Genomic DNA, 20,066 nt, shown 5'->3' on the forward strand with positions numbered 1-20,066 from the left:
CAGCCTGAGCCCGATATCGACAGCTTGTTACCCTGGAATTTTAAAACATAGGTGTAGTTCGCTAGACGCTCACGAATTTTAAAACATAGGTGTAGTTCGCTAGACGCTCACGTTTATAAAACGTCGTGCTGAATTTTAGGCACAAAAAAAGGAGCTAAAAAGCTCCTTTTTTGATAATCAAGTGCTTAGCGACGTAGGCCAAGTTCTTTGATTAACGCAGTATAACGCGTGATGTCTTTACCTTTAAGGTAATCAAGCAATTTACGACGTTGGCTAACTTTGCGAAGCAGACCACGACGTGAATGGAAGTCATGCTTGTGATCAGCAAAGTGACCTTGAAGCTTGTTGATATCAAAAGTAAGTAATGCTACTTGTACTTCAGGTGAACCAGTGTCGCCTTCAGCACGTGCGAATTTAGCAATGATATCGATTTTTTCTTGATTGCTTAGTGACATAATAACTCCAAAAATTAAATTTAAAAGGTGCTTTAGCCGATCACTAATTCAGCCAAAACGATTAAGCGGGCGTATTCTACCAATTGTACAAATAACTACAAGTTAATTATCCCATCAATATAAATAAGCTGCTGAAAATATTTAAAGCAACTATTTATTCGGGTTTTACATAATCATCTTGTTGGCTGGCCAAGCCACGTTTAACTTTTAAATGGCCGCTGGCATTACGCTCGCCTGTACCAATAAAAATACCGTCAGCTACAACCTTAATTACGCCTTCAGGCAAATCTATATCAAGGTCTATTGCTTGGCCGTGACTAAAAATACTGCCCTGCTCTTTACTTATCTCAACAACCGGTAAATCAACTAAAGCTGTATCGAGTGGCAATAACAACGCGTCTAAATAAGTAGAAGGTGCAACTTCTTCGTCTTTAGCTTTTGCTAATAACGCTTCAATTTCATCTAGCGACACCATTTTTTCTGCAGGATATTGACCAACCGCAGTGCGGTGCAGCATAACAACGTGTGCGCCACAACCTAGCTTTTCACCTAAGTCGTCAACAATAGTACGAATGTAGGTGCCTTTAGATACATGCGCCGTCATTTGTATTACGTTATTCACTTCATCAAATTCGTCAAACGTTAAGCTAAACACGTTTATTTTTCTGCATTTACGTGGTACTTCAATACCCTCGCGTGCATACTTATATAAAGGCCTACCTTGATACTTAAGCGCCGAGTACATTGACGGGTACTGATCTGACTCACCAACAAAAGCGGCAATTTCTTTAATCAGTTGTTCACGCGTTACATTTACATCTTTAGTGCTAACAATTTCACCATCAGAATCTGATGTCGTTGTTCTCTCGCCTAATTTAGCGCGTACCACATAGGTTTTGTCTGTATCGAGTAAAAACTGTGTAAACTTGGTTGCCTCACCAAAGCAAATAGGCAGCATACCGGTTGCCAATGGATCTAGCGCACCTGTGTGCCCCGCCTTTTGTGCAAAGTACACACCTTTTGTTTGCTGTAGTGCTTTATTTGATGAAATGCCAATTGGTTTGTTTAACAACAAAATACCGTCAACTGGACGGCCTTTACTGCGCTTTGCCATCTGTATTAGTGCCTTCTTCGCTATCTGTATCAATATCTACGTGCTTAGTCTCATCTTCGCTGTTAGTTACGTCATCTTCATGATCAGTGCTGTCTTCAACATCTGTTTCATCTGCAACATGTTTAGCGTTGTCTTCGCGAATAATGGAATCAACTAAGTTAGATATACGCATACCTTCCATTAGTGAGTTATCAACTAAAAACTTTAACTCAGGCATAATACGTGCACGAATACGCTTACCTAGTAACGAGCGGATATAACCGGTCGCTTCGTTAAGTACGTTTGCACTTTGCTTCGCTGCATTATCATCTTGCGTATTAAATACCGTAATGAATATTTTCGCATAAGATAAATCGCGCGATACTTCTACCGCTGACACTGTCACCATACCTAAGCGTGGATCTTTTATTTCGCGTTGTAAAATTACCGCAATTTCTTTTTGAATTTGCTGAGCAACACGATCTGTACGAGAAAATTCTCTCATTGCATTTGTCCTAAAATCATAACCTATTGGAATATAATAATAAGTTAATTAAATAATGGATACACAAATGGGGGCTAAGCCCCCATTTATTAGTCTAGCTAGCTAACAATTAAAGAGTACGTTGTATTTCAACTGTTTCAAATACTTCAATTTGGTCGCCAACACGAACGTCATTGTAGTTCTTAACGCCGATACCACATTCCATGCCGTTACGAACATCAGCAACATCGTCTTTAAAGCGACGAAGTGACTCAAGTTCACCTTCGTAGATAACCACGTTATCACGAAGTACACGAATTGGAGCGCTACGTTTAATAACACCTTCAGTAACCATACAACCAGCAATTGCGCCAATTTTTGGAGACTTAAACACGTCACGAACCTGAGCAAGACCAATAATCTCTTGCTTAAATTCTGGTGCCAACATACCCGACATTGCTTGTTTAACTTCGTCAATCAAGCTGTAGATTACGCTGTAGTAACGCAAGTCTAAGTTTTCAGACTCAATTACTTTACGAGCAGAAGCATCAGCACGAACGTTAAAGCCAACCACAATAGCGTTAGACGCTGCTGCAAGTGTTGCATCAGTTTCGGTAATACCACCAACACCTGAACCTACTATCTTCACTTTCACTTCATCAGTAGAGAGTTTAGTTAGTGAATCAGAAATTGCTTCGATTGAACCTTGAACGTCAGCTTTAAGTACCACGTTAACTTCAGACACATCGCCTTCAGTCATATGACTAAACATGTTTTCAAGCTTAGCTTTTTGTTGACGCGCTAGTTTAACATCACGGAATTTACCTTGACGATATAAAGCAACTTCACGCGCTTTACGCTCATCTTTAACTACAGTTGCTTCGTCGCCTGCAGCCGGAATACCAGAAAGACCTAAAATTTCTACAGGAATAGAAGGACCCGCAGACTTAATGTCTTTTCCGTTTTCATCGCGCATTGCACGAATACGACCATACTCAAGACCACATAATACAATGTCACCTTGGTTAAGCGTACCCGATTGAACAAGTATCGATGCAACTGGACCACGGCCTTTATCTAAGCGTGATTCAATAACAACACCTGCAGCCATACCAACAGTTGGAGCCGTAAGTTCTAGTAGTTCAGATTGGTTTAATACCGCTTCTAAAAGCTCATCAATACCTAAACCTGTTTTTGCAGAGATATGAACGTACTGCGTATCGCCGCCCCATTCTTCAGGAATAACGTCAAGCTGAGCTAGCTCGTTCTTAACGCGATCTGGGTCTACGCCTTCTTTATCCATTTTGTTTACAGCAATGATTAAAGGAACGCCAGCAGCACGTGCATGCTGTACCGCTTCTTTAGTTTGTGGCATAACACCATCATCAGCTGCAACCACTAAGATTACGATATCAGTCGCTTGAGCACCGCGAGCACGCATTGAAGTAAATGCGGCGTGACCCGGAGTATCTAAGAAAGTGATCATATTGCCATTAACATCAACATGGTATGCACCAATGTGCTGTGTAATACCACCGGCTTCGCCTGAGGCTACTTTAGCTGAACGAATGTAATCAAGTGTAGATGTTTTACCATGGTCAACGTGACCCATAACAGTTACAACTGGTGCACGTGGCTCAGACTTACCATCTTCATGACGATCGTTTAGTACTTTTTGCTCTAATTCGTTTTCTTTAACAATGATAACTTTGTGGCCCATTTCTTCTGCAACAAGTTGTGCAGCTTCTTGGTCAATCACTTGGTTAATAGTAACCATGTCGCCCATTTTCATCATTGTTTTTACAACTTCAGCGCCTTTAACAGCCATGCGTGACGCAAGCTCTGCAACTGTAATTGTTTCGCTAATACGCACTTCATTTTTAACATCAGCAGTTGGTTTTGTAAAACCATGCTGTAGCGATGTAGGTGCTTTTAACTTGCCTTTATTACGGCCTTTAGACGCTGCAAATTTATCTTTTGCTGGCGCTTTTTTCTTTTTCTTCGCACGGCGTGTGCCTTGCTCATCACGAGCATCAGCAACATCTTCTGCTTCACGTGCGTAAGTAGAAGTTGTAAGGTGGTGATCAGATGTTTCTTCACGCTTTTTACGCTCTTCTTCCTCTTTCTTCCAGCGTGCTGAGTTCTCTTCAGCTAGCTTTCTTGCTTCTTCTGCTTGACGTTTCGCTTCTTCTTCAGCTTTCTTCAATGCGGCCTCTTCTGCTTCTTTTTGCAGACGCTCAGCTTCGATGCGATCTTTCTCAGACTTAGCACTTTGCTCTGGGGTCATCTGCTTTTGTTTCGCTTTACGCTCTGCATCAGCTTTGCGTTTAGCTTCTTCTTTAGCTTTACGATCAGCGTCTTCTTTCGCTTTACGTTCTGCCTCTTGTTTCGCTTTCAATTCTGCGGCTTCTTGTGCAGCTTTTTGCTGCTCTTCAAGGCGCAGTTTTTCTTCAGCGGCTAGGCGTAGCTCTTCTTGCTCTTGCTCCATTGCGCTTTTCTTCACGTAGGTACGTGTTTTGCGAACTTCAACTTGAACAGACTTTGCTTTGCCCGTTGAGCCAGTCACACTTAATGTGCTTTTGCTCTTACGTTGCAATGTCATACGCGCTGGGCCATCTGAACCTGTGCCGCCATGCTGCTTGCTTAAGTGATCAAGTAACGTCGCTTTTTCAGCTTCGGTTACGCTTTCGCCTGCTTGCTTGGTAATACCGGCTTGTGAAAACTGCTGTAGCAATTTATCAACAGTTGTACCTATATCACCGGCTAGTTTTTCAACATTTACTTCTGCCATAGTCTCTAATACCTCCGTTAATAAATTACTCGTCTGCAAACCAACAAATGTTACGTGCAGCCATAATCAGCTCACCTGCTTTTTCAGGTGATAGTTCTGTAATATCCACTAATTCATCAATACCTTGCTCAGCTAAGTCTTCAAGTGTAATTACACCTTTGCTTGCCATAACAAATGCTAAATGACGTTCTAAGCCTTCAAGCGCAAGTAAGTCTTCAGCTGGCTCTGCGCCATCTAAGCTTTCTTCCGTTTTAAGTGCTTTAGTGGTTAATGCGTCTTTTGCACGTGAGCGCAATAGATCAACCGTTTCTTCATCTAAGCCATCAATTTCTAAAAATTCAGATGCCGGTACATACGCAACTTCTTCAAGTGATGAGAAACCTTCGTTAATTAATAATGAAGCAAATTCATCATCAATTTCTAAATTTTCAGTAAATAAGTTAAGTAACTTATCTGACTCAGCTTCGTTTTTGCTACGCATGTCTTCAACAGTCATTACGTTTAGTTCCCAGCCAGTTAATTGGCTAGCTAAACGAACGTTTTGACCATTACGACCAATTGCTTGTGCTAGGTTATCAGCTTCTACAGCGATATCCATTGAGTGTGTATCTTCATCCATTACGATTGAAGCTACTTCTGCAGGTGCCATTGCGTTAATAACAAATTGTGCTGGGTTGTCATCGTAAAGTACGATATCAACACGCTCACCGCCAAGTTCTGACGATACAGCTTGAACACGTGCGCCACGCATACCTACACAAGCACCAATTGGGTCAATACGTTTGTCGTTAGACTTAACCGCAATTTTAGCACGCGAACCTGGATCACGTGCAGCGGCACGTAATTCAATCATTTCTTCGCCGATTTCTGGCACTTCAATGCGGAACAATTCCATTAGCATTTCTGGTTTAGAACGCGTTACAAATAATTGTGCGCCACGTGCTTCTGGCTTAACTTCGTATAGAAGACCACGAATACGATCGCCTGGGCGGAAGTTTTCACGCGGTAGCATGTCGTCACGGTAAATTACCGCTTCAGCATTATTACCTAAATCAAGAACGATCGCGTCACGAGTGGCTTTTTTAACTACACCCGTTACTAACTCACCTTCTTTACTTTTGTATTCTTCTACAACTAAAGCACGCTCAGCTTCACGTACTTTTTGTACGATAACTTGCTTAGCCATTTGGGTTGTAATACGGTCAAATTTAATTGAGTCAATTTGCTCTTCAACGAAGTCACCCATTTGCAAGTCAGGTTCTTCAACTTGCGCTGCTTCTAGGGTAATTTCGCTGTATGGGTTCTCTAAAGACCCATCTTCTAATACTGCAGCAATCTGCCAGCGACGGTAAGTATCGTAGTCACCTGTTTTACGGTCAATTGCTACACGTACGTCGATGTCACCACCGTGCTTTTTCTTTGTTGCTGTTGCTAGAGCGAACTCTAAAGCTTCAAAAATCTTTTCTTTTGGAACCGCTTTCTCATTGGAGACGGCTTCAGCAACCAATAATATCTCTTTTGCCATGGGTTATGCCTCGCTTGCCCTATTCCTTTGCGCTCGAATTAAAACTTTGCAATTATGTTCGCACGCTCAATGTTGCTAAGCATAATTAAATGCTCTGTACCATCACTAGATAGTGTAATCATATCGCTAGTAACTGCTATTAAATCGCCTTTAAAATTACGACGACCGTCTTGTGGAAGTTTAGTACGTAATTGTACTTCCTCTCCTTGCGCCTGCTCGTAGTGATCTTGTTTGAATAATAGACGATCAACACCAGGAGACGATACTTCCAAATCATATTCATTTGTAATTGGGTCTTCGACGTCTAAAATCGCACTTATTTGGCGACTCGCATCAGCACAATTATCAACTGAGATCCCAGCCTCATGAGTAATATAAACTCTTAAGGTAGAATGGCGACCCGCTTGTACAAACTCAAGACCATGTAATTCAAAACCTAACATTTCTACCGCTGGCGTTAACATAGCTACTAAATCTTGTTCAAGTTTTGTCACGAAAATCCTCCATACAAACAAAAAAAGGGCTTATAGCCCTAAAATATTGAGTTTAAATTTTGATTTGATCACCATGTCACAAATCAAACAGTGCAGATACAACAACGCCCCGAACCAAGCGGGGCGTCACACCAAAAAGCACAAAACTGTGTGGCCTAGGGCCAAGCTTGGTTGCGAGTCAAAAATCTGACTAAATTAAACTACAGTAGCTTAAACGCAAAACGCGCATTACTTAGAATGCGCGATATAAATTAGTAAGATTAAACCCACTATTATGATTGGTTGCGGGAGCCGGATTTGAACCGACGACCTTCGGGTTATGAGCCCGACGAGCTACCAGACTGCTCCATCCCGCGCCAATAGATACTAAACTTAATAATTTAATATCGCTGTTAGTAATATCTTTCAACATACTAAACAATGGCGGGTATTATAAGTATGTACGCCATAATTAGCAACCATAATAAGCAATAAGTTTATAAAAAAGTGACGCCAAATAGCATGTTTATAATTTAACGCGCAATTATTTAATTTTGTTAATTTTTGCACTTATTATCTTAATTTAGGAATTTTTAAATCTATATTTTTATAAAGTAAGCGATCTTGATGTAATAATTTTGCGTATTAAATTTATTTGGCTTAGGCATGACACACTTTAATACTCTTAGACTCATTTTGGGCGATCAGCTCAACCCTGCTCACTCATGGTATAAAGATAAAAAAACCAATACCTTGTATGTTATTGCAGAGCTAAAACAAGAAACCAGCTATGTTAAGCACCATATTCAAAAAATCTGTGCATTTTTTTGCGCTATGGAAAACTTTGCAACAGCATTAAACCAAGCCGGATTTAATGTACTGCATTTAACATTAAACGAAACCTGTAATGATGAAGATTTACCCGCATTGCTTACCCGTATAGCAGCGCAACATCAATGCAATACTATTGAGTACCAATACCCAGACGAATATAGATTAAAAACCCAGTTAGCCCACTTTGCAAACACCAGCCCATTAACGGTTTGCGGTGTTGACAGCGAGCATTTTTTACTGCCCTTTGAGGAAATAAAACACCGCTTTATAAAAGATAAACACATAACAATGGAGCATTTTTATCGCGCAATGCGCAAACAATTTAATATATTAATGGATAGCAACAAACCACACGGTGGAAAGTGGAACTTTGATAGTAATAACAGAAATAAATTTTCAACCGCCGACTTAGCACAAATCCCGCCACCTAAATTATTTAATAACGATGTAAGCGCTATAATTGCGCGTTTAAATAAACATAATGTTAGCTACTTTGGTAAAGCCGCAGAACAACTCCCCTGGCCCACAACCCGAAAACAAGCCATTAGCTGCTTAGATTATTTTTGTTGGTATTTACTGCCTCACTTTGGCCAGTTTCAAGATGCAATGACAGAGCAAAGTAAACATAACAATAGCCTGTACCATAGCCGCTTATCGTTTGCTTTAAATGCAAAGTTAATACACCCACTGTATGTGATAAAGCGTGTAATAGCCCAGTACGAACAACGCCCTAATGATATTTCTATTGCACAAGTAGAGGGGTTTGTTAGGCAAATACTGGGCTGGAGAGAGTACGTACGCGCAATTTACTGGATTAACATGCCAGATTACGCAACTAAAAATCAGCTTAAAGCCAAAAATAAGTTACCGCCGTATTTTTGGCATGCTAAAACTAAAATGAACTGCATGCACCATGCGCTCTGTGAAAGCTTAACTACTGCATACGCCCATCATATTCAGCGTCTTATGGTTATTGGTAATTTTTGTTTATTAACAGCTATAAACCCAGATGAGGTTGATGCTTGGTATTTGGGCGTTTATATAGATGCTATTGAATGGGTAGAAATGCCCAATACTCGGGGTATGAGCCAATTTGCCGATGACGGAATTATTGCAACCAAACCTTATGCGGCAAGCGGTAACTATATTAATAAAATGAGCGACTACTGCAAAAACTGCCACTATAAAGTAAAACAAAAAGTGGGTGATGACGCCTGCCCGTTTAATAGCCTTTACTGGCATTTTATGCACACGCACAGAGCAAAATTAGAAAAAAAACCACGCATTGGCATGGTGTATAAAAACTGGGATAAACAAGAGAATACGTTACAGCAAAGTACATTACAGCAAGCAACTTACTATTTGAACAATCTGGAAAGCCTGTAACTTTTAACTTTTTATCAGAACAGCAAAAAGCCGCTAAAAAGCGGCTTTACGGGGATAATCAAAAACTAAGCTTATTTAAATTACTTGCCTTCTATAAGGCTACCACTGCCTATTTCAATTTTGCGTGGTTTAAGTGCTTCTGGTATTTCGCGTTCAAGGTTAATGCTCAATAAGCCATTTGCTAAATCGGCACCAAGTACTTTTACGTGATCCCCTAGCTGAAATTTACGCTCAAAGTTGCGCTCTGCAATACCTTGATGAATAAATTTACGCTCACTCGCTTGCTCTTTACCCGTTTTAATACCTGCAACAACTAGTGTGTTGTTTTCTGATTCTATGCTCAGCTCGCTTTCGCTAAAACCAGCAACTGCCATAGTAATTCGGTATTTGTCTTTATCGAGCGCTTCGATATTGTAAGGAGGAAAGCTTGGCTGCTTATCTGAACTTGCTGCCGCATCCATTAAAGACGCTAAATGATCGAAACCGATGAATGAACGATAAAGGGGTGATAAATCTACTGTACGCATAATAATATCCTCATATTTAAGCGATATTTCAGTTGTGCTTTTCTAATGAACAAACACAAATGAAGTTTAATTAATAATATAAATTTCAATTACTTCTGTTTAACAAGGACCCATCAGGCGTCCTCTACTTATCTATATATGGACGTTAAAATTGTTTTCAAGCAAATAACAAATAATTTTTCAAATTTACTCTTTTAAAATACACAACAAGGTCGTTAAACATAAATTACAATGGTAAAAATACCGCCTCAAGCGAGGCGGCTAAAACAGTGGAAAATATTTAAAGTGAATTACTTATCTTCGAGCAAATCATTGCCACCTATTGCTATTTTGCGCGGTTTTAACGCTTCAGGTATTTCACGTTGTAAATCTATGCTGAGTAAACCATGGGCTAAATCAGCAGCGATAACTCTTACATGATCTCCTAACTGAAACTTACGCTCAAAGTTGCGATCTGCAATGCCTTGGTGAATAAATTTACGCTCTTTACTATCGTCTTTACTTTGTTTAACCCCGCTAACTTTTAGGGTGTTATTTTCTGACTCGATTGTCAGTTCGCTATTGCTAAAACCAGCAACTGCCATAGTAATTCGGTATTTGTCTTTATCGAGCGCTTCGATATTGTAAGGAGGAAAGCTTGGCTGCTTATCTGAACTTGCTGCCGCATCCATTAAAGACGCTAAATGATCGAAACCGATGAATGAACGATAAAGGGGTGATAAATCTACTGTACGCATAATAATATCCTCATATTTAAGCGATATTTCAGTTGTGCTTTTCTAATGAACAAACACAAATGAAGTTTAATTAATAATATAAATTTCAATTACTTCTGTTTAACAAGGACCCATCAGGCGTCCTCTACTTATCTATATATGGACTGCAAAAGTGTTTTCAAGATGATTTTTCAAAAAATTATTTATTTTACTTTTAACACCACATTAAGCGCCCAATAACAGTAGCGATTATTTAAAAACGCTGATCCCTAAGGCATATCAATAAAAGCGAACAGCTTAATCGCTTGTTTGCTCTTTAATATTTAACTCAATTGGTTACACTAGTAGCAATTTAATTGAGGAGTTCACTATGTTAACTGTAATTTTTGGTCGTGAAGGCTGCCCATTTTGTGTTCGTGCTAAAGACGTAGCAGAACAACTATCAAATGAACGTGATGATTTTAAATTTCGCTATATCGACATTATTAAAGAAGGCATAAGTAAAGAAGATCTTGAAAAGTCTGCCGGCAAACCTTGCCCAACAGTGCCGCAAATCTTTGTAGACCAAAAACACATTGGTGGTTTTACAGAGTTTGAGGCCTACGCCAAAGAGAATCTTGGACTTTATCAATAAGTTCTGTATCAAATATGTTAACCAGTTAAGTAATCTAGTTACTTAACTGGTTAAATTTCGACCAACATCAATCACCTATAAATTAGTTGTAATTTCTACAAGCATTTACCGCATTTATCCTTTATAATGCGCGCCTCTTTAAATTCGTTGAGGCGTATTAATGTCAGAACCAGTCACGTTTGAATCTCTAAATCTTTCTCCTGCAATTTTGAAGGCAGTTGAAGAGTTGGGTTACAAGACACCATCTGAAATCCAAGCTCAATGTATACCGTTATTGCTAGAAAGAAAGGACGTACTGGGACTAGCTCAAACGGGTACAGGTAAAACCGCAGCATTTGCACTACCACTATTAAATAATATTGACCCGTCTGTGAAACAGCCACAGATCCTTGTACTCACACCAACCCGTGAGCTTGCGATCCAAGTTGCTGAGGCATTTGAACAATATGCTAAACATGTTCGTGGTATTGAAGTATTGGCACTTTATGGTGGCCAAAGCTACAGTATCCAACTAAGTGCACTTCGTCGTGGCGCGCAAGTTATCGTAGCTACTCCAGGTCGCTTAATCGATCATATTAACCGTGGCACTATCAAGTTTGATGCTTTACAAGCACTTGTACTTGATGAAGCCGATGAAATGTTACGTATGGGCTTTATCGATGATGTAGAAAGCATCATGGAAAAAACACCGCGCGAAAAGCAAACATGTCTTTTCTCTGCGACCATGCCTAAGCAAATTCAAAACATCAGCAGCAAGTATATGAACAATCCTGAACAAGTTCATATCTCTGCGCGTAACTCAACTGTATCATCAGTAGAGCAAGTGTTTTGGAATGCAAGCATTCATAAGAATAAAGCCATTGTTCGCTTTTTAGAAGCTGAGCAATATGAAGGTGCTATTGTTTTCGTACGTACGCGTAACGATACAGTACAACTTGCTGAATTATTAGAGCGCGAAGGTTTCTCTGCCGCTCCACTTAACGGTGACATGAACCAGCAAGCACGTGAACGCACAGTAGAGCGCTTAAAAAGCGGCATGCTAAATGTTGTTATTGCAACAGACGTAGCGGCACGTGGTCTAGATGTTGACCGTTTAAGTTTAGTTATCAACTACGATATTCCACAAGATTCTGAAGCCTACGTTCACCGTATCGGCCGTACAGGTCGTGCTGGTCGTACTGGTAAAGCAATTTTATTCGTAAAACATAACGAACGTTATTTACTTAAAAATATCATTCGTCATACGAATTCAGATATTGCACAAGTTGAATTACCAACAGCTAAAATTGTTGAAGAAAAACGTATCGAAGCGTTACAAGCCAAGTTAACACTTGCTCTTGAAAACAAAGATATTACTTTCTTTAATGAAGTAGCAGCAAACATGGCTCAAAAGCTTGAACTTTCTGCTGAAGACCTTGCTGGTGCGTTACTGTGTTTAGCACAGCAACAATCACCAATTAAGGTTGAAGAAGTAAAGATTCAACCTCGCGAACGTAACGAGCGCAATGATCGTAACCCACGTAGCAATGACCGTGGTGATCGTGGTCGTCGTAACGAACGTGGCGGTGAACGTGGTGGCGAGCGCGCTGAACGTAAACCTCGTGAGCGTAACAGCCGTGATGCAGGTCCTATGGATACATACCGTATCGAAGTAGGTCGTGAACATGGTGTTCAGGTTAAGAACATTGTTGGCGCTATTGCTAACGAAGCTGACATTTCAAGCAAGTTTATTGGTGATATTCGTCTACACGATAATCACAGCACGGTTCAATTACCGAAAAACATGCCTAAAGATGTACTTGATCATTTCCAAAAAGTGTTTATTTGTAAACGTCCTATGGGCTTAACAATCACTGCTGATCAAGGTCCTGCTGAGCCACGTGGCGAACGCTCTGAGCGTCCAGCTGGCGGCGAAAAACGCAGCTTTAATAAAGATGACAGCGCACGCGGTGATAAGCGCAGCGGTCCTCGTAAAGAACGTCGCCCAGTAAGCTTTACAACGCCGAAATAAGCAACGACTCTTTAATAAAAACCTTGCCACGTAAGTGAGCAAGGTTTTTTATTTTTAGCGCAGCGTTACAGCAGTAAATCTCAACCATAGGCAAAACTCACTTTATTACTTGTAATAGTATGTAATGTTTAATGATGATTTTCTCAGCTATAAAGTTTGTGGAATAAGGAATACATCTTTATTCAAGTTAATACTCAGCAAACTTAAAATGGAGATTTATCATGTCAAATACACTTACTATACTTCCGAATCCAAAAACAATCTTAGTCGCGAATACGACTCCTGCGAATACAACCGCGCTTGCATCAACTGAAGCGGAAACTTGGCAGATCTCGGAAAAGAAAGGGACTATTTCAGGTGTCGGGGTAACGGTATCCGGTGCAGGTGCTTGGGCAAAAATGTCTGGCTCGTTTGATTTTTCGATTGTAAATCTAGAAAGCTCTCGCACCTATCAAAAAATGGTGTCTGAATACAGTATCTCCGGGGTGTTAGTGGCTTTTGGGGCTAGCTTGGTCTCGGTGCCAATGCCGAAACGCACAAACAAGAAATCAAAGAAGCAATGCAAGAACTTAGTCAACAGCAAAAAGTTAACGGCTCTGTAGATGTTGATCTTATGGTCACTGGTTTGATCCCAGGCTTTGAAGTAAGTGCTACAGCGTATATTCTGGTACTACAGATCCAAAGCTCTTCTGGTGCTACATATAATATTGCTTCATCAACAAGCCCATCGACAGATGTTGGCGCACAAGATCAAAACCAGCAGAACCTGCCTACTTCAAATAATAATTCAACTATCAGCCTATAAATATAAAATCTAAGATCATCAAAGTAACTTTGGTGATCTTTTACTGTTCAGTACACGCACAACGGTCTGTTAAGGAACAACCATGAGACTCTTTACAGCACTACTACTTATTATATTTACTTTAGCTGTTAAGGCTAATCCTCCGGTAATATTAGCCATAAATGATAACTTAAGTTCTACAGTCTGGACGGATAACTTTAAAATCAGTTTAGCTTTTACTGATACCAGCTATGAAATACAAGAGACAAGCGTTACCCCCTCTCCTTATGTGATCAATAGGAAAGATAATCTTATTTCCTCTACTTTTACCAGTTTCAGTGATCAAAAAGAAATAATCATTAAAGATATTACCGGGGACGGTCTGCCAGACATACGTATAACAAATATGCTCGATAAAAATGGTGGCGTAATATCCACAACTACAGAAAAAATTATAATTAGCTATGAGAAATGAAGCTGATTTAAAAATTAAAAGCTTCTGTATTTTTATACAGAAGCAAATATTACTAATACTTTCTGCAAGTCATATTGATTGTGCAGTTTTTACCATCTGAGCTACATGACGTTGATTGGCTGCAAGTCATTTCATTACCAACTCGATACACACCATCTAAAAATCGCCTTAAATTCTCATTAAAGGCACCACCTTTATCGTGAGATAAGTTAAAATTTGCCATGTTATTACTTGCGGTTGCTGAACCTGCAATTTCGTTACAATATGCACCGCTCACTGCACAGACTTTGGTTGCGCCACTGACTGTATTGATAATTTGAAACTGCAATGGCTGTGCAGTTGCTGCTTCCATATCTTGCTTAACTTGTTGCCCATTAGAACTGTTGCGCATTACTTTGTCGATTATATTGGTAACGCCATCAGCTCGGCCAATATACTTATCAATCAAATCTCCATCTTTATTTTTACTATCTCTTTTCTGAATAAATTGATGATCATTATAAATTTCTTCGAGTGAAGAGCGACTCTCATCCAATGGCTTATCTACATCGTATATTTCAGTACAGCCAGTCTCATCACAACAAACTTCGACTGTTGGATCGCATTTATAAATCACTTTTTGATAGAGTTTGTTTTCCATGTAAGCATTACGGAATGCCCAAAGAATATCATTTGTTTTTGCATCTAATGAGCTGCAATCATTCGTGCAACTTGACACAAAATCATAGTCAACATGCATTAAAGCCCCTGTTGATTTTTGACGCACCCGCTTCGCATGTACTTTATGTTCTTTGTTATCTGCACCTTTAAAATACATAACTAATACATCATAAGAGTTATTCTGTTGGCAAGTCCGATTTGAACTTTGCAAGCTATCTAGACAAGAGTTTGCTAATGTTGAGGTAGATGTAAATAAAAAATAAACACCAATAAGTAAAAGTAGTTTTTTAATCATAATCCTTAATCCTTAATCCTTAATCCTTAATCCTTAATCCTTAATTGTTAATTGTTAATTGTTGTAACCAATGTCAATGATAGTTCAAAAAAACATCGAAGGATACAAAGGAATGAACACAGGATGTAAGCAAAAGTAAAAAAAATGAGTTTATTTAGTTTCTCATAAAATTTAAAACTAAAATAAAAGCCCCACCAATTTCATGATGAGGCTTTTACTATATTACCTATTTTTTTTACGTTAAGGCGCTAGCGCTGGGTAAACGTAGCTGGCATCAAGCCCGAGTGGGATACCAAGTGCCCAGTAACCTAATAAAAAGATACTCCAGCCAATCATAAAGGCGATTGAGTACGGTAGCATAATAGCAATTAAGGTACCTATACCTGTGCCTTTCACATACTTTTGACAGTACACCACCACTAATGGGAAATAGGGCATTAACGGTGTAATAATATTGGAACTTGAGTCACCAACACGATAAGCCGCTTGAGTTAAGTCTGGCGAAATACCAAGTTGCATTAACATAGGTACAAATATGGGGCCAAGTAATGCCCACTTTGCTGAACTTGAACCTACAAATAAGTTAACAAAGCCGGTTAAAAAGATAATTCCCACAACCGTTACTGCACTTGGCAGCTGCATTGCTTTTAATAACTGCGCGCCTTCGATTGCTAGTAATGCACCTAAGTTTGATTTACTAAATGCGGCAATAAATAACGAACAGAAAAATGCCATTACAATATAATATGCCATCCGCTCATCGCTTTACTCATGGCATCTATCATGTCTTTAGAGGTTTTGAAGGTGCCTACGGTAAAGCCGTATACAGCGCCGGGTATCCAAAACAATAAAAAGATTAACGGTACGATAGATTGCATTAATGGCGAGCTAAAATTAGTTAACGAGCCATCGCTGCTGCGCATTGCCGAGTTACTATCTGCCGATACATAAGCAAGTAACGCAAGGCCTGCAACCATAACTGAACTGGCAATTATAAAGGCACGTTTTTCATCACTGCGGGCATCTTCAAATACGGGTAAATCTTCTTTAGTGCCATCTACCGCGGTTTTTTGTAAACGTGGTTCTATAATTTTATCGGTAATATACCAGCCTAGTGCCACTATAAATAAGCTAGATGCTGAAGCAAATGCCCAGTTATTTAACGGGTTAATTGTCATTGCAGGATTAATTATTTGCGCCGCACTTTGGGTAAAACTTTGTAGTAATGGGTCGATACCCGATGGAATAAAGTTAGCCCCAAAACCACCACTCACACCCGCAAATGCAGCAGCTATACCCGCAAGCGGATGGCGTCCTGCAGCATAAAATATAACCCCAGCTAGTGGAATAACTAATACATAACCTGCATCAGTTGCGGTATGGCTTACAATGGCCACTAAAATAATTGAAGGTGTTAATAACTTTTTAGGCGTCACTTTAAGCATTAGCTTAAGGCCGGTATTAATAAAGCCCGAATGCTCTGCAACACCCACACCTAACATAGCCACTAACACTACGCCTAAGGGTGCAAAGCCGGTAAAGGTTTTTACCATAGAGGATAAAAAGGTGGCGAGCGAATCACTTGCTAGCATATTATTGATAATAATGGCTTCGCCGGTACGTGGATCTATTGCATCAAAGCTTACGCCTGAAAACCACCACGACAAAAACCAAATTAGTAACATGGCAAACAAAAATATAATGGCCGGATCAGGAAGCTTATTACCTACCCGTTCAACAAAATTTAAAAATCGTGCAATTAAACCAGTTGGCACTGCACTTTGGTTATTATTCATTCTTTAAAGCTCTCTAAATCATATTTTCAATAACCATATCCTATCTTTACACAACAGTAAATTAACCTGAGGCTAACTCCCTCATATCAATACTTTTAAACAAGAAAAACGCGATAAGCCAGTAGCGTATCGCGTTTAAATTAGTTTTAGCCTAGGTTTACTCAGGCCAATGCTTTTACTTCTTCCCACAAACGAGCAACAAGGGTTTTGTCATCTTCATTAAGTTCACCATTATGATAAGCCTTCACTAAGCTTTGCTCTACGGTTTCGTTAAGTTCATCTGTGCTAATAGTTAGCTTTTCTACTTGCGCATACCCTACTGCTAAGTCAAAGTGACCTCGCAAATAGCCTCCTGCAAATAATTCATCATCGGTGGCTTTAATCACTAAATCATCAAAATAGTGTTGGGCTGCATCAATATAGTTTACTAAACTCATTTATTCTGTCTCCTGGTTTTGCAATGGGTATTAATACCCTACTGCATACATAATGTGGTCGTTAAATCCGCATGTAACTTTAATATAACCGGTTAGTTCATAATCTAAACTGCTATCGCCGGTGTCACAAATAAGTGGGCGGCCATTTAAAGCCTGCAATTTTGTTTTTGTAGCTATTACTATAATGTTATTAGTGCCAATAGCGCGAATAAGCGCGGGGCTAAGCTGTTGATTACCACGACCAAAAATATGTCCTTGGCCGCCAATTAAGGTGATCACTAATTTAGTTTTTTGACCTTGCGTATGCTCAAGTAATTGCGCTGCGGTTAGGTCTTGCGCTATGAGTGTTTGATCTTTAACTAAATCGACACCTAACAGTGTATTTTCTAGCCCCATTTCTTCCATCACTGCAGCAACGGTTGAGCCACTGCCCATAATGTAAAAAGTGTCTTCATCCATTTCACTCACCACATAGGCGGCAATATCTACAAGCACTAACTCATCAGTTTCTTTACCACCATTTTTAACCGCTTGCATGTAACGCACTTCACTTGGTACTTGCATTTCGCCATAACGTTTTGCTTTAACAGTGCCTTGTCTAAATGCCTCTTCGTCAATGTCCATTACATCGGCGTCACCTAAGGTAACTAAATCGCCTTTTACCAGCATTTCGACTACACGCCCTGCTGCTTTTGGCGTGATTGCATATACCCCTGAATGTATTTTACAGCCAGCAGGAATACCCAGTACGGGTATTGTGTCCTCAACAGCATGACAAATATTACGCGCTGTGCCGTCGCCTCCAGCAAATAAAACTAAATCTACACCTAGCTCTTTAAGTGCTTTTACAGCCTGCTCTGTGTCGGTGGCTGTGGTTATAGCATCGCTGTTATATATTACTTGTACCTTAAAGCCGAGTGCTTTAGCGCAGTGCTCGCCCATATCGCCATTTACAGTGTAAATAGTTAATTGGTTTTTATAAGGCAGTAATACTTCAAGTGCGGCTTTTGTACGACTATTAGCTTTAGGCTGAGCGCCAAGTGCTAGCGCTTTGGCTGCAGTTGCTGCGCCATCGCTACCTTTTAACGCTACAGCGCCACCTAAACCCGCTAGCGGGTTTATAATTAAACCTAACTTAAACTGCATCCGTGAGCTCCTTAGGATGTTGCCAATTAAATTGCTGTGCACTCATTGGCCATGGCGTATTATAAAAATGGCTGAGTGCTTTTAGCAATGCCACGGTACGGGAGTTAAAACCGTTATTAATAAGTGTTAAAACTCGCTGGTGTACTCGCTGCTGAAAATCAACACGACACGTTTGCTCGCCATTTAAATTATCTACCGACACATTAAATTCAAAACCTGCGGCGGTACTCAATAGCCACTCAATGGCTTGCGGTTTTACTTCTACATTTTCAAATTCAGCTTGTTTTTGCTTATCGCGGCCATCGGGGCAATACCAATAGCCGTAATCTTCAAGTAAACGGCGCTTATCGCCCGCCACCAGCCAATGTGCTATTTCGTGTAAGGCACTGGCGTAAAAACCATGAGCAAACACAATTTGGTGATACGGCGTTTTATCACAGCTAGGAATATAAATAGGTTCATGCTCGCCTTTAACCAGCCGCGTATTATAGCTTTGGTAAAAAGTGGCTGCAAAAATAGAAATTAAATCAGCAATTTTATGCATAAAAGTTTAATTACTTACTCTGAATATAGGGCTTACTGCCCATTATATTAAAAATGTGCACGCTAAAAACGAGGTGAATTGTACGGGCTTTCGCTGCGAATGTAAAAAATTGGATAGCGAGTTAACACTTAGGTGTAGCGGCGTTTTATAAAGCCCGTGGGGTTAGCTAATAATAGCTATACAAGGTGCTGCCAAATAGCTGGTATTTATACTGTTTGGCGTATTTACTGCTTGAGCAATAACCCTTACCATCACTATAACGACAGAGCTGCTTACTGAAATACTAAAATTATGTTTAAACTAATGAGTATAAAAAAGGTTGAATTTTTATTTATTGCCCTGCTTGGGCTTATGGGTGTATCACTGCCTGCTGTTGCAAAAAACATCAGTATTAATGTGTTTGCTATTCCTTCGCAACCAATCATAACTTTAATGGCGCAAACCAGTGATGTATTAAAACAAGCGGGTATGGTTAGCTTTTACGATAAAGGCATGCCGGTACACGCTACTTTATATTTAACTGACTTTGCGCCCGGTACAGAGGAGGCAATTAAACTTGCGGTAAAAAGCATCGTAGCGCAACAGCAACCATTTCCCATAACCGCTGAAGGCTTTAGCGTAACTAAAAGTAATTGGGCTTTTATTAATTTACAGCCGTCGCGCCAATTACAAAGACTATCTGACGAGATAACACTTGCCATTGAACCGCTGCGCGAGCGAAATGTTACTGTGCCTACTTGGGTTAAAAACTACCCCAACAAGTTAACTGCATTTAAGCGCTACGGCAGCCCTAATGTTTTTCAAAACTTTCAGCCACATTTAACATTATTAGCTAACGAGAAAAGCCCTCAACTGGCTGTTATAAATAAACAAATACAGGCTAACCCACCTAAAGCGCAGGGGCAAATAATAGGTGTAGGTATAGGAATTTCAGATCAGTTTGGTCAACAAAAGCAGGTTATTGCAGAGTACTTTTTTAACAAGGGTAAAAGCTAAATTG

19 protein-coding genes, 1 tRNA gene and 1 pseudogene are annotated in these 20,066 nt (G+C 39.9%); 7 read left to right on the forward strand and 14 right to left on the reverse strand.

The window, feature by feature from the left end; genetic code table 11:
• Nucleotides 1–185 precede the first annotated feature (185 nt).
• From rpsO to AAEY55_RS09465, 7 genes are all read right to left on the reverse strand, one after another.
• Nucleotides 186–455 carry a 30S ribosomal protein S15 gene (gene rpsO / locus AAEY55_RS09435; protein ID WP_011327689.1) on the reverse strand — a complete coding sequence of 90 codons (270 nt, stop codon included), beginning with the start codon at nucleotides 453–455 and terminating at the stop codon, nucleotides 186–188.
• A gap of 154 nt (nucleotides 456–609) precedes the next feature.
• Nucleotides 610–1,569, reverse strand: a complete 960-nt coding sequence (gene truB / locus AAEY55_RS09440; protein ID WP_350550975.1) for a tRNA pseudouridine(55) synthase TruB — start codon at nucleotides 1,567–1,569, stop codon at nucleotides 610–612.
• A complete protein-coding gene (gene rbfA, locus AAEY55_RS09445; RefSeq protein WP_011327687.1) occupies nucleotides 1,553–2,053 on the reverse strand; it encodes a 30S ribosome-binding factor RbfA in 501 nt (166 codons plus the stop codon). The genes truB and rbfA overlap by 17 nt, the downstream gene beginning before the upstream one ends.
• 109 nt (nucleotides 2,054–2,162) lie before the next feature.
• Nucleotides 2,163–4,823, reverse strand: coding sequence for a translation initiation factor IF-2 (infB, locus tag AAEY55_RS09450; RefSeq protein WP_011327686.1), 2,661 nt, complete (start codon nucleotides 4,821–4,823; stop codon nucleotides 2,163–2,165).
• A gap of 25 nt (nucleotides 4,824–4,848) precedes the next feature.
• Nucleotides 4,849–6,348 (reverse strand): transcription termination factor NusA, encoded by a 1,500-nt coding sequence (nusA, locus tag AAEY55_RS09455; protein WP_011327685.1) that lies wholly within the window; start codon nucleotides 6,346–6,348, stop codon nucleotides 4,849–4,851.
• 38 nt (nucleotides 6,349–6,386) lie between these two features.
• A complete protein-coding gene (gene rimP, locus AAEY55_RS09460) occupies nucleotides 6,387–6,842 on the reverse strand; it encodes a ribosome maturation factor RimP (RefSeq protein WP_041454374.1) in 456 nt (151 codons plus the stop codon).
• A 279-nt stretch (nucleotides 6,843–7,121) separates the two neighbouring features.
• Nucleotides 7,122–7,198: transfer RNA gene (locus AAEY55_RS09465), tRNA-Met, on the reverse strand.
• Nucleotides 7,199–7,487: 289 nt separating this feature from the next.
• Between AAEY55_RS09465 and AAEY55_RS09470 the strand changes: the two genes are divergently transcribed.
• Nucleotides 7,488–9,041, forward strand: a complete 1,554-nt coding sequence (locus tag AAEY55_RS09470; RefSeq protein WP_350550978.1) for a cryptochrome/photolyase family protein — start codon at nucleotides 7,488–7,490, stop codon at nucleotides 9,039–9,041.
• An 80-nt stretch (nucleotides 9,042–9,121) separates the two neighbouring features.
• On the opposite strand, the gene AAEY55_RS09475 is transcribed toward AAEY55_RS09470, so the two are convergent.
• Nucleotides 9,122–9,568, reverse strand: a complete 447-nt coding sequence (locus AAEY55_RS09475; protein ID WP_011327682.1) for an Hsp20 family protein — start codon at nucleotides 9,566–9,568, stop codon at nucleotides 9,122–9,124.
• Between the two features lie 290 nt (nucleotides 9,569–9,858).
• Complete coding sequence (locus AAEY55_RS09480) at nucleotides 9,859–10,305, reverse strand: Hsp20 family protein (protein WP_011327681.1); 447 nt, start codon at nucleotides 10,303–10,305, stop codon at nucleotides 9,859–9,861.
• Between the two features lie 349 nt (nucleotides 10,306–10,654).
• On the opposite strand from AAEY55_RS09480, the gene AAEY55_RS09485 reads away from it, so the two are divergent.
• The 5 genes from AAEY55_RS09485 (at nucleotide 10,655) to AAEY55_RS09505 (ending at nucleotide 14,188) form a co-directional block, all read left to right on the forward strand.
• Nucleotides 10,655–10,918 (forward strand): GrxA family glutaredoxin, encoded by a 264-nt coding sequence (locus tag AAEY55_RS09485; protein WP_011327680.1) that lies wholly within the window; start codon nucleotides 10,655–10,657, stop codon nucleotides 10,916–10,918.
• 160 nt (nucleotides 10,919–11,078) lie between these two features.
• On the forward strand, nucleotides 11,079–12,929 hold the full coding sequence (locus AAEY55_RS09490) for a DEAD/DEAH box helicase (RefSeq protein ID WP_011327679.1): 1,851 nt from the start codon (nucleotides 11,079–11,081) through the stop codon (nucleotides 12,927–12,929).
• A 221-nt stretch (nucleotides 12,930–13,150) separates the two neighbouring features.
• Nucleotides 13,151–13,531 carry a hypothetical protein gene (locus tag AAEY55_RS09495; protein ID WP_350550981.1) on the forward strand — a complete coding sequence of 127 codons (381 nt, stop codon included), beginning with the start codon at nucleotides 13,151–13,153 and terminating at the stop codon, nucleotides 13,529–13,531.
• Nucleotides 13,489–13,734, forward strand: coding sequence for a hypothetical protein (locus AAEY55_RS09500; RefSeq protein WP_350550984.1), 246 nt, complete (start codon nucleotides 13,489–13,491; stop codon nucleotides 13,732–13,734). The genes AAEY55_RS09495 and AAEY55_RS09500 overlap by 43 nt, the downstream gene beginning before the upstream one ends.
• A gap of 82 nt (nucleotides 13,735–13,816) precedes the next feature.
• On the forward strand, nucleotides 13,817–14,188 hold the full coding sequence (locus AAEY55_RS09505) for a hypothetical protein (protein ID WP_350550987.1): 372 nt from the start codon (nucleotides 13,817–13,819) through the stop codon (nucleotides 14,186–14,188).
• Between the two features lie 52 nt (nucleotides 14,189–14,240).
• Here AAEY55_RS09505 and AAEY55_RS09510 read toward each other — a convergent pair whose 3' ends face one another.
• The 5 genes and pseudogenes from AAEY55_RS09510 to AAEY55_RS09530 form a co-directional block, all read right to left on the reverse strand.
• The gene (locus AAEY55_RS09510) at nucleotides 14,241–15,143 is read right to left on the reverse strand and encodes a hypothetical protein (protein ID WP_350550990.1); all 903 of its coding nucleotides are present in this window, start codon (nucleotides 15,141–15,143) and stop codon (nucleotides 14,241–14,243) included.
• Nucleotides 15,144–15,383: 240 nt separating this feature from the next.
• Nucleotides 15,384–16,939, reverse strand: a pseudogene (locus AAEY55_RS09515) (AbgT family transporter).
• A gap of 161 nt (nucleotides 16,940–17,100) precedes the next feature.
• A complete protein-coding gene (locus AAEY55_RS09520) occupies nucleotides 17,101–17,376 on the reverse strand; it encodes a YfcL family protein (protein ID WP_011327677.1) in 276 nt (91 codons plus the stop codon).
• A 30-nt stretch (nucleotides 17,377–17,406) separates the two neighbouring features.
• Nucleotides 17,407–18,522: an ATP-NAD kinase family protein gene (locus tag AAEY55_RS09525; protein ID WP_350550993.1), complete on the reverse strand. Its 1,116-nt coding sequence runs from the start codon at nucleotides 18,520–18,522 to the stop codon at nucleotides 17,407–17,409.
• The gene (locus tag AAEY55_RS09530; RefSeq protein ID WP_350550996.1) at nucleotides 18,512–19,066 is read right to left on the reverse strand and encodes an elongation factor P hydroxylase; all 555 of its coding nucleotides are present in this window, start codon (nucleotides 19,064–19,066) and stop codon (nucleotides 18,512–18,514) included. Before AAEY55_RS09530 ends, AAEY55_RS09525 begins: the two co-directional genes overlap by 11 nt.
• A 303-nt stretch (nucleotides 19,067–19,369) precedes the next feature.
• Here AAEY55_RS09530 and AAEY55_RS09535 point away from each other — a divergent pair, with 303 nt between their 5' ends.
• Complete coding sequence (locus AAEY55_RS09535; RefSeq protein ID WP_350550999.1) at nucleotides 19,370–20,062, forward strand: 2'-5' RNA ligase family protein; 693 nt, start codon at nucleotides 19,370–19,372, stop codon at nucleotides 20,060–20,062.
• Nucleotides 20,063–20,066: the final 4 nt, after the last annotated feature.

It is taken from the genome of Pseudoalteromonas sp. 120-MNA-CIBAN-0494, from assembly GCF_040308885.1.
Classification (GTDB): Bacteria; Pseudomonadota; Gammaproteobacteria; order Enterobacterales; family Alteromonadaceae; genus Pseudoalteromonas; species Pseudoalteromonas nigrifaciens.

Excerpts from the sequence above, each read along its gene's own strand:
- rpsO (WP_011327689.1), bottom strand. The coding sequence starts at position 455 with ATGTCACTAAGCAATCAAGAAAAAATCGATATCATTGCTAAATTCGCA.
- truB (WP_350550975.1), bottom strand. The coding sequence starts at position 1,569 with ATGGCAAAGCGCAGTAAAGGCCGTCCAGTTGACGGTATTTTGTTGTTA.
- rbfA (WP_011327687.1), bottom strand. The coding sequence starts at position 2,053 with ATGAGAGAATTTTCTCGTACAGATCGTGTTGCTCAGCAAATTCAAAAA.
- infB (WP_011327686.1), bottom strand. The coding sequence starts at position 4,823 with ATGGCAGAAGTAAATGTTGAAAAACTAGCCGGTGATATAGGTACAACT.
- nusA (WP_011327685.1), bottom strand. The coding sequence starts at position 6,348 with ATGGCAAAAGAGATATTATTGGTTGCTGAAGCCGTCTCCAATGAGAAA.
- AAEY55_RS09470 (WP_350550978.1), top strand. The coding sequence starts at position 7,488 with ATGACACACTTTAATACTCTTAGACTCATTTTGGGCGATCAGCTCAAC.
- AAEY55_RS09475 (WP_011327682.1), bottom strand. The coding sequence starts at position 9,568 with ATGCGTACAGTAGATTTATCACCCCTTTATCGTTCATTCATCGGTTTC.
- AAEY55_RS09480 (WP_011327681.1), bottom strand. The coding sequence starts at position 10,305 with ATGCGTACAGTAGATTTATCACCCCTTTATCGTTCATTCATCGGTTTC.
- AAEY55_RS09485 (WP_011327680.1), top strand. The coding sequence starts at position 10,655 with ATGTTAACTGTAATTTTTGGTCGTGAAGGCTGCCCATTTTGTGTTCGT.
- AAEY55_RS09490 (WP_011327679.1), top strand. The coding sequence starts at position 11,079 with ATGTCAGAACCAGTCACGTTTGAATCTCTAAATCTTTCTCCTGCAATT.
- AAEY55_RS09495 (WP_350550981.1), top strand. The coding sequence starts at position 13,151 with ATGTCAAATACACTTACTATACTTCCGAATCCAAAAACAATCTTAGTC.
- AAEY55_RS09500 (WP_350550984.1), top strand. The coding sequence starts at position 13,489 with ATGCAAGAACTTAGTCAACAGCAAAAAGTTAACGGCTCTGTAGATGTT.
- AAEY55_RS09505 (WP_350550987.1), top strand. The coding sequence starts at position 13,817 with ATGAGACTCTTTACAGCACTACTACTTATTATATTTACTTTAGCTGTT.
- AAEY55_RS09510 (WP_350550990.1), bottom strand. The coding sequence starts at position 15,143 with ATGATTAAAAAACTACTTTTACTTATTGGTGTTTATTTTTTATTTACA.
- AAEY55_RS09520 (WP_011327677.1), bottom strand. The coding sequence starts at position 17,376 with ATGAGTTTAGTAAACTATATTGATGCAGCCCAACACTATTTTGATGAT.
- AAEY55_RS09525 (WP_350550993.1), bottom strand. The coding sequence starts at position 18,522 with ATGCAGTTTAAGTTAGGTTTAATTATAAACCCGCTAGCGGGTTTAGGT.
- AAEY55_RS09530 (WP_350550996.1), bottom strand. The coding sequence starts at position 19,066 with ATGCATAAAATTGCTGATTTAATTTCTATTTTTGCAGCCACTTTTTAC.
- AAEY55_RS09535 (WP_350550999.1), top strand. The coding sequence starts at position 19,370 with ATGAGTATAAAAAAGGTTGAATTTTTATTTATTGCCCTGCTTGGGCTT.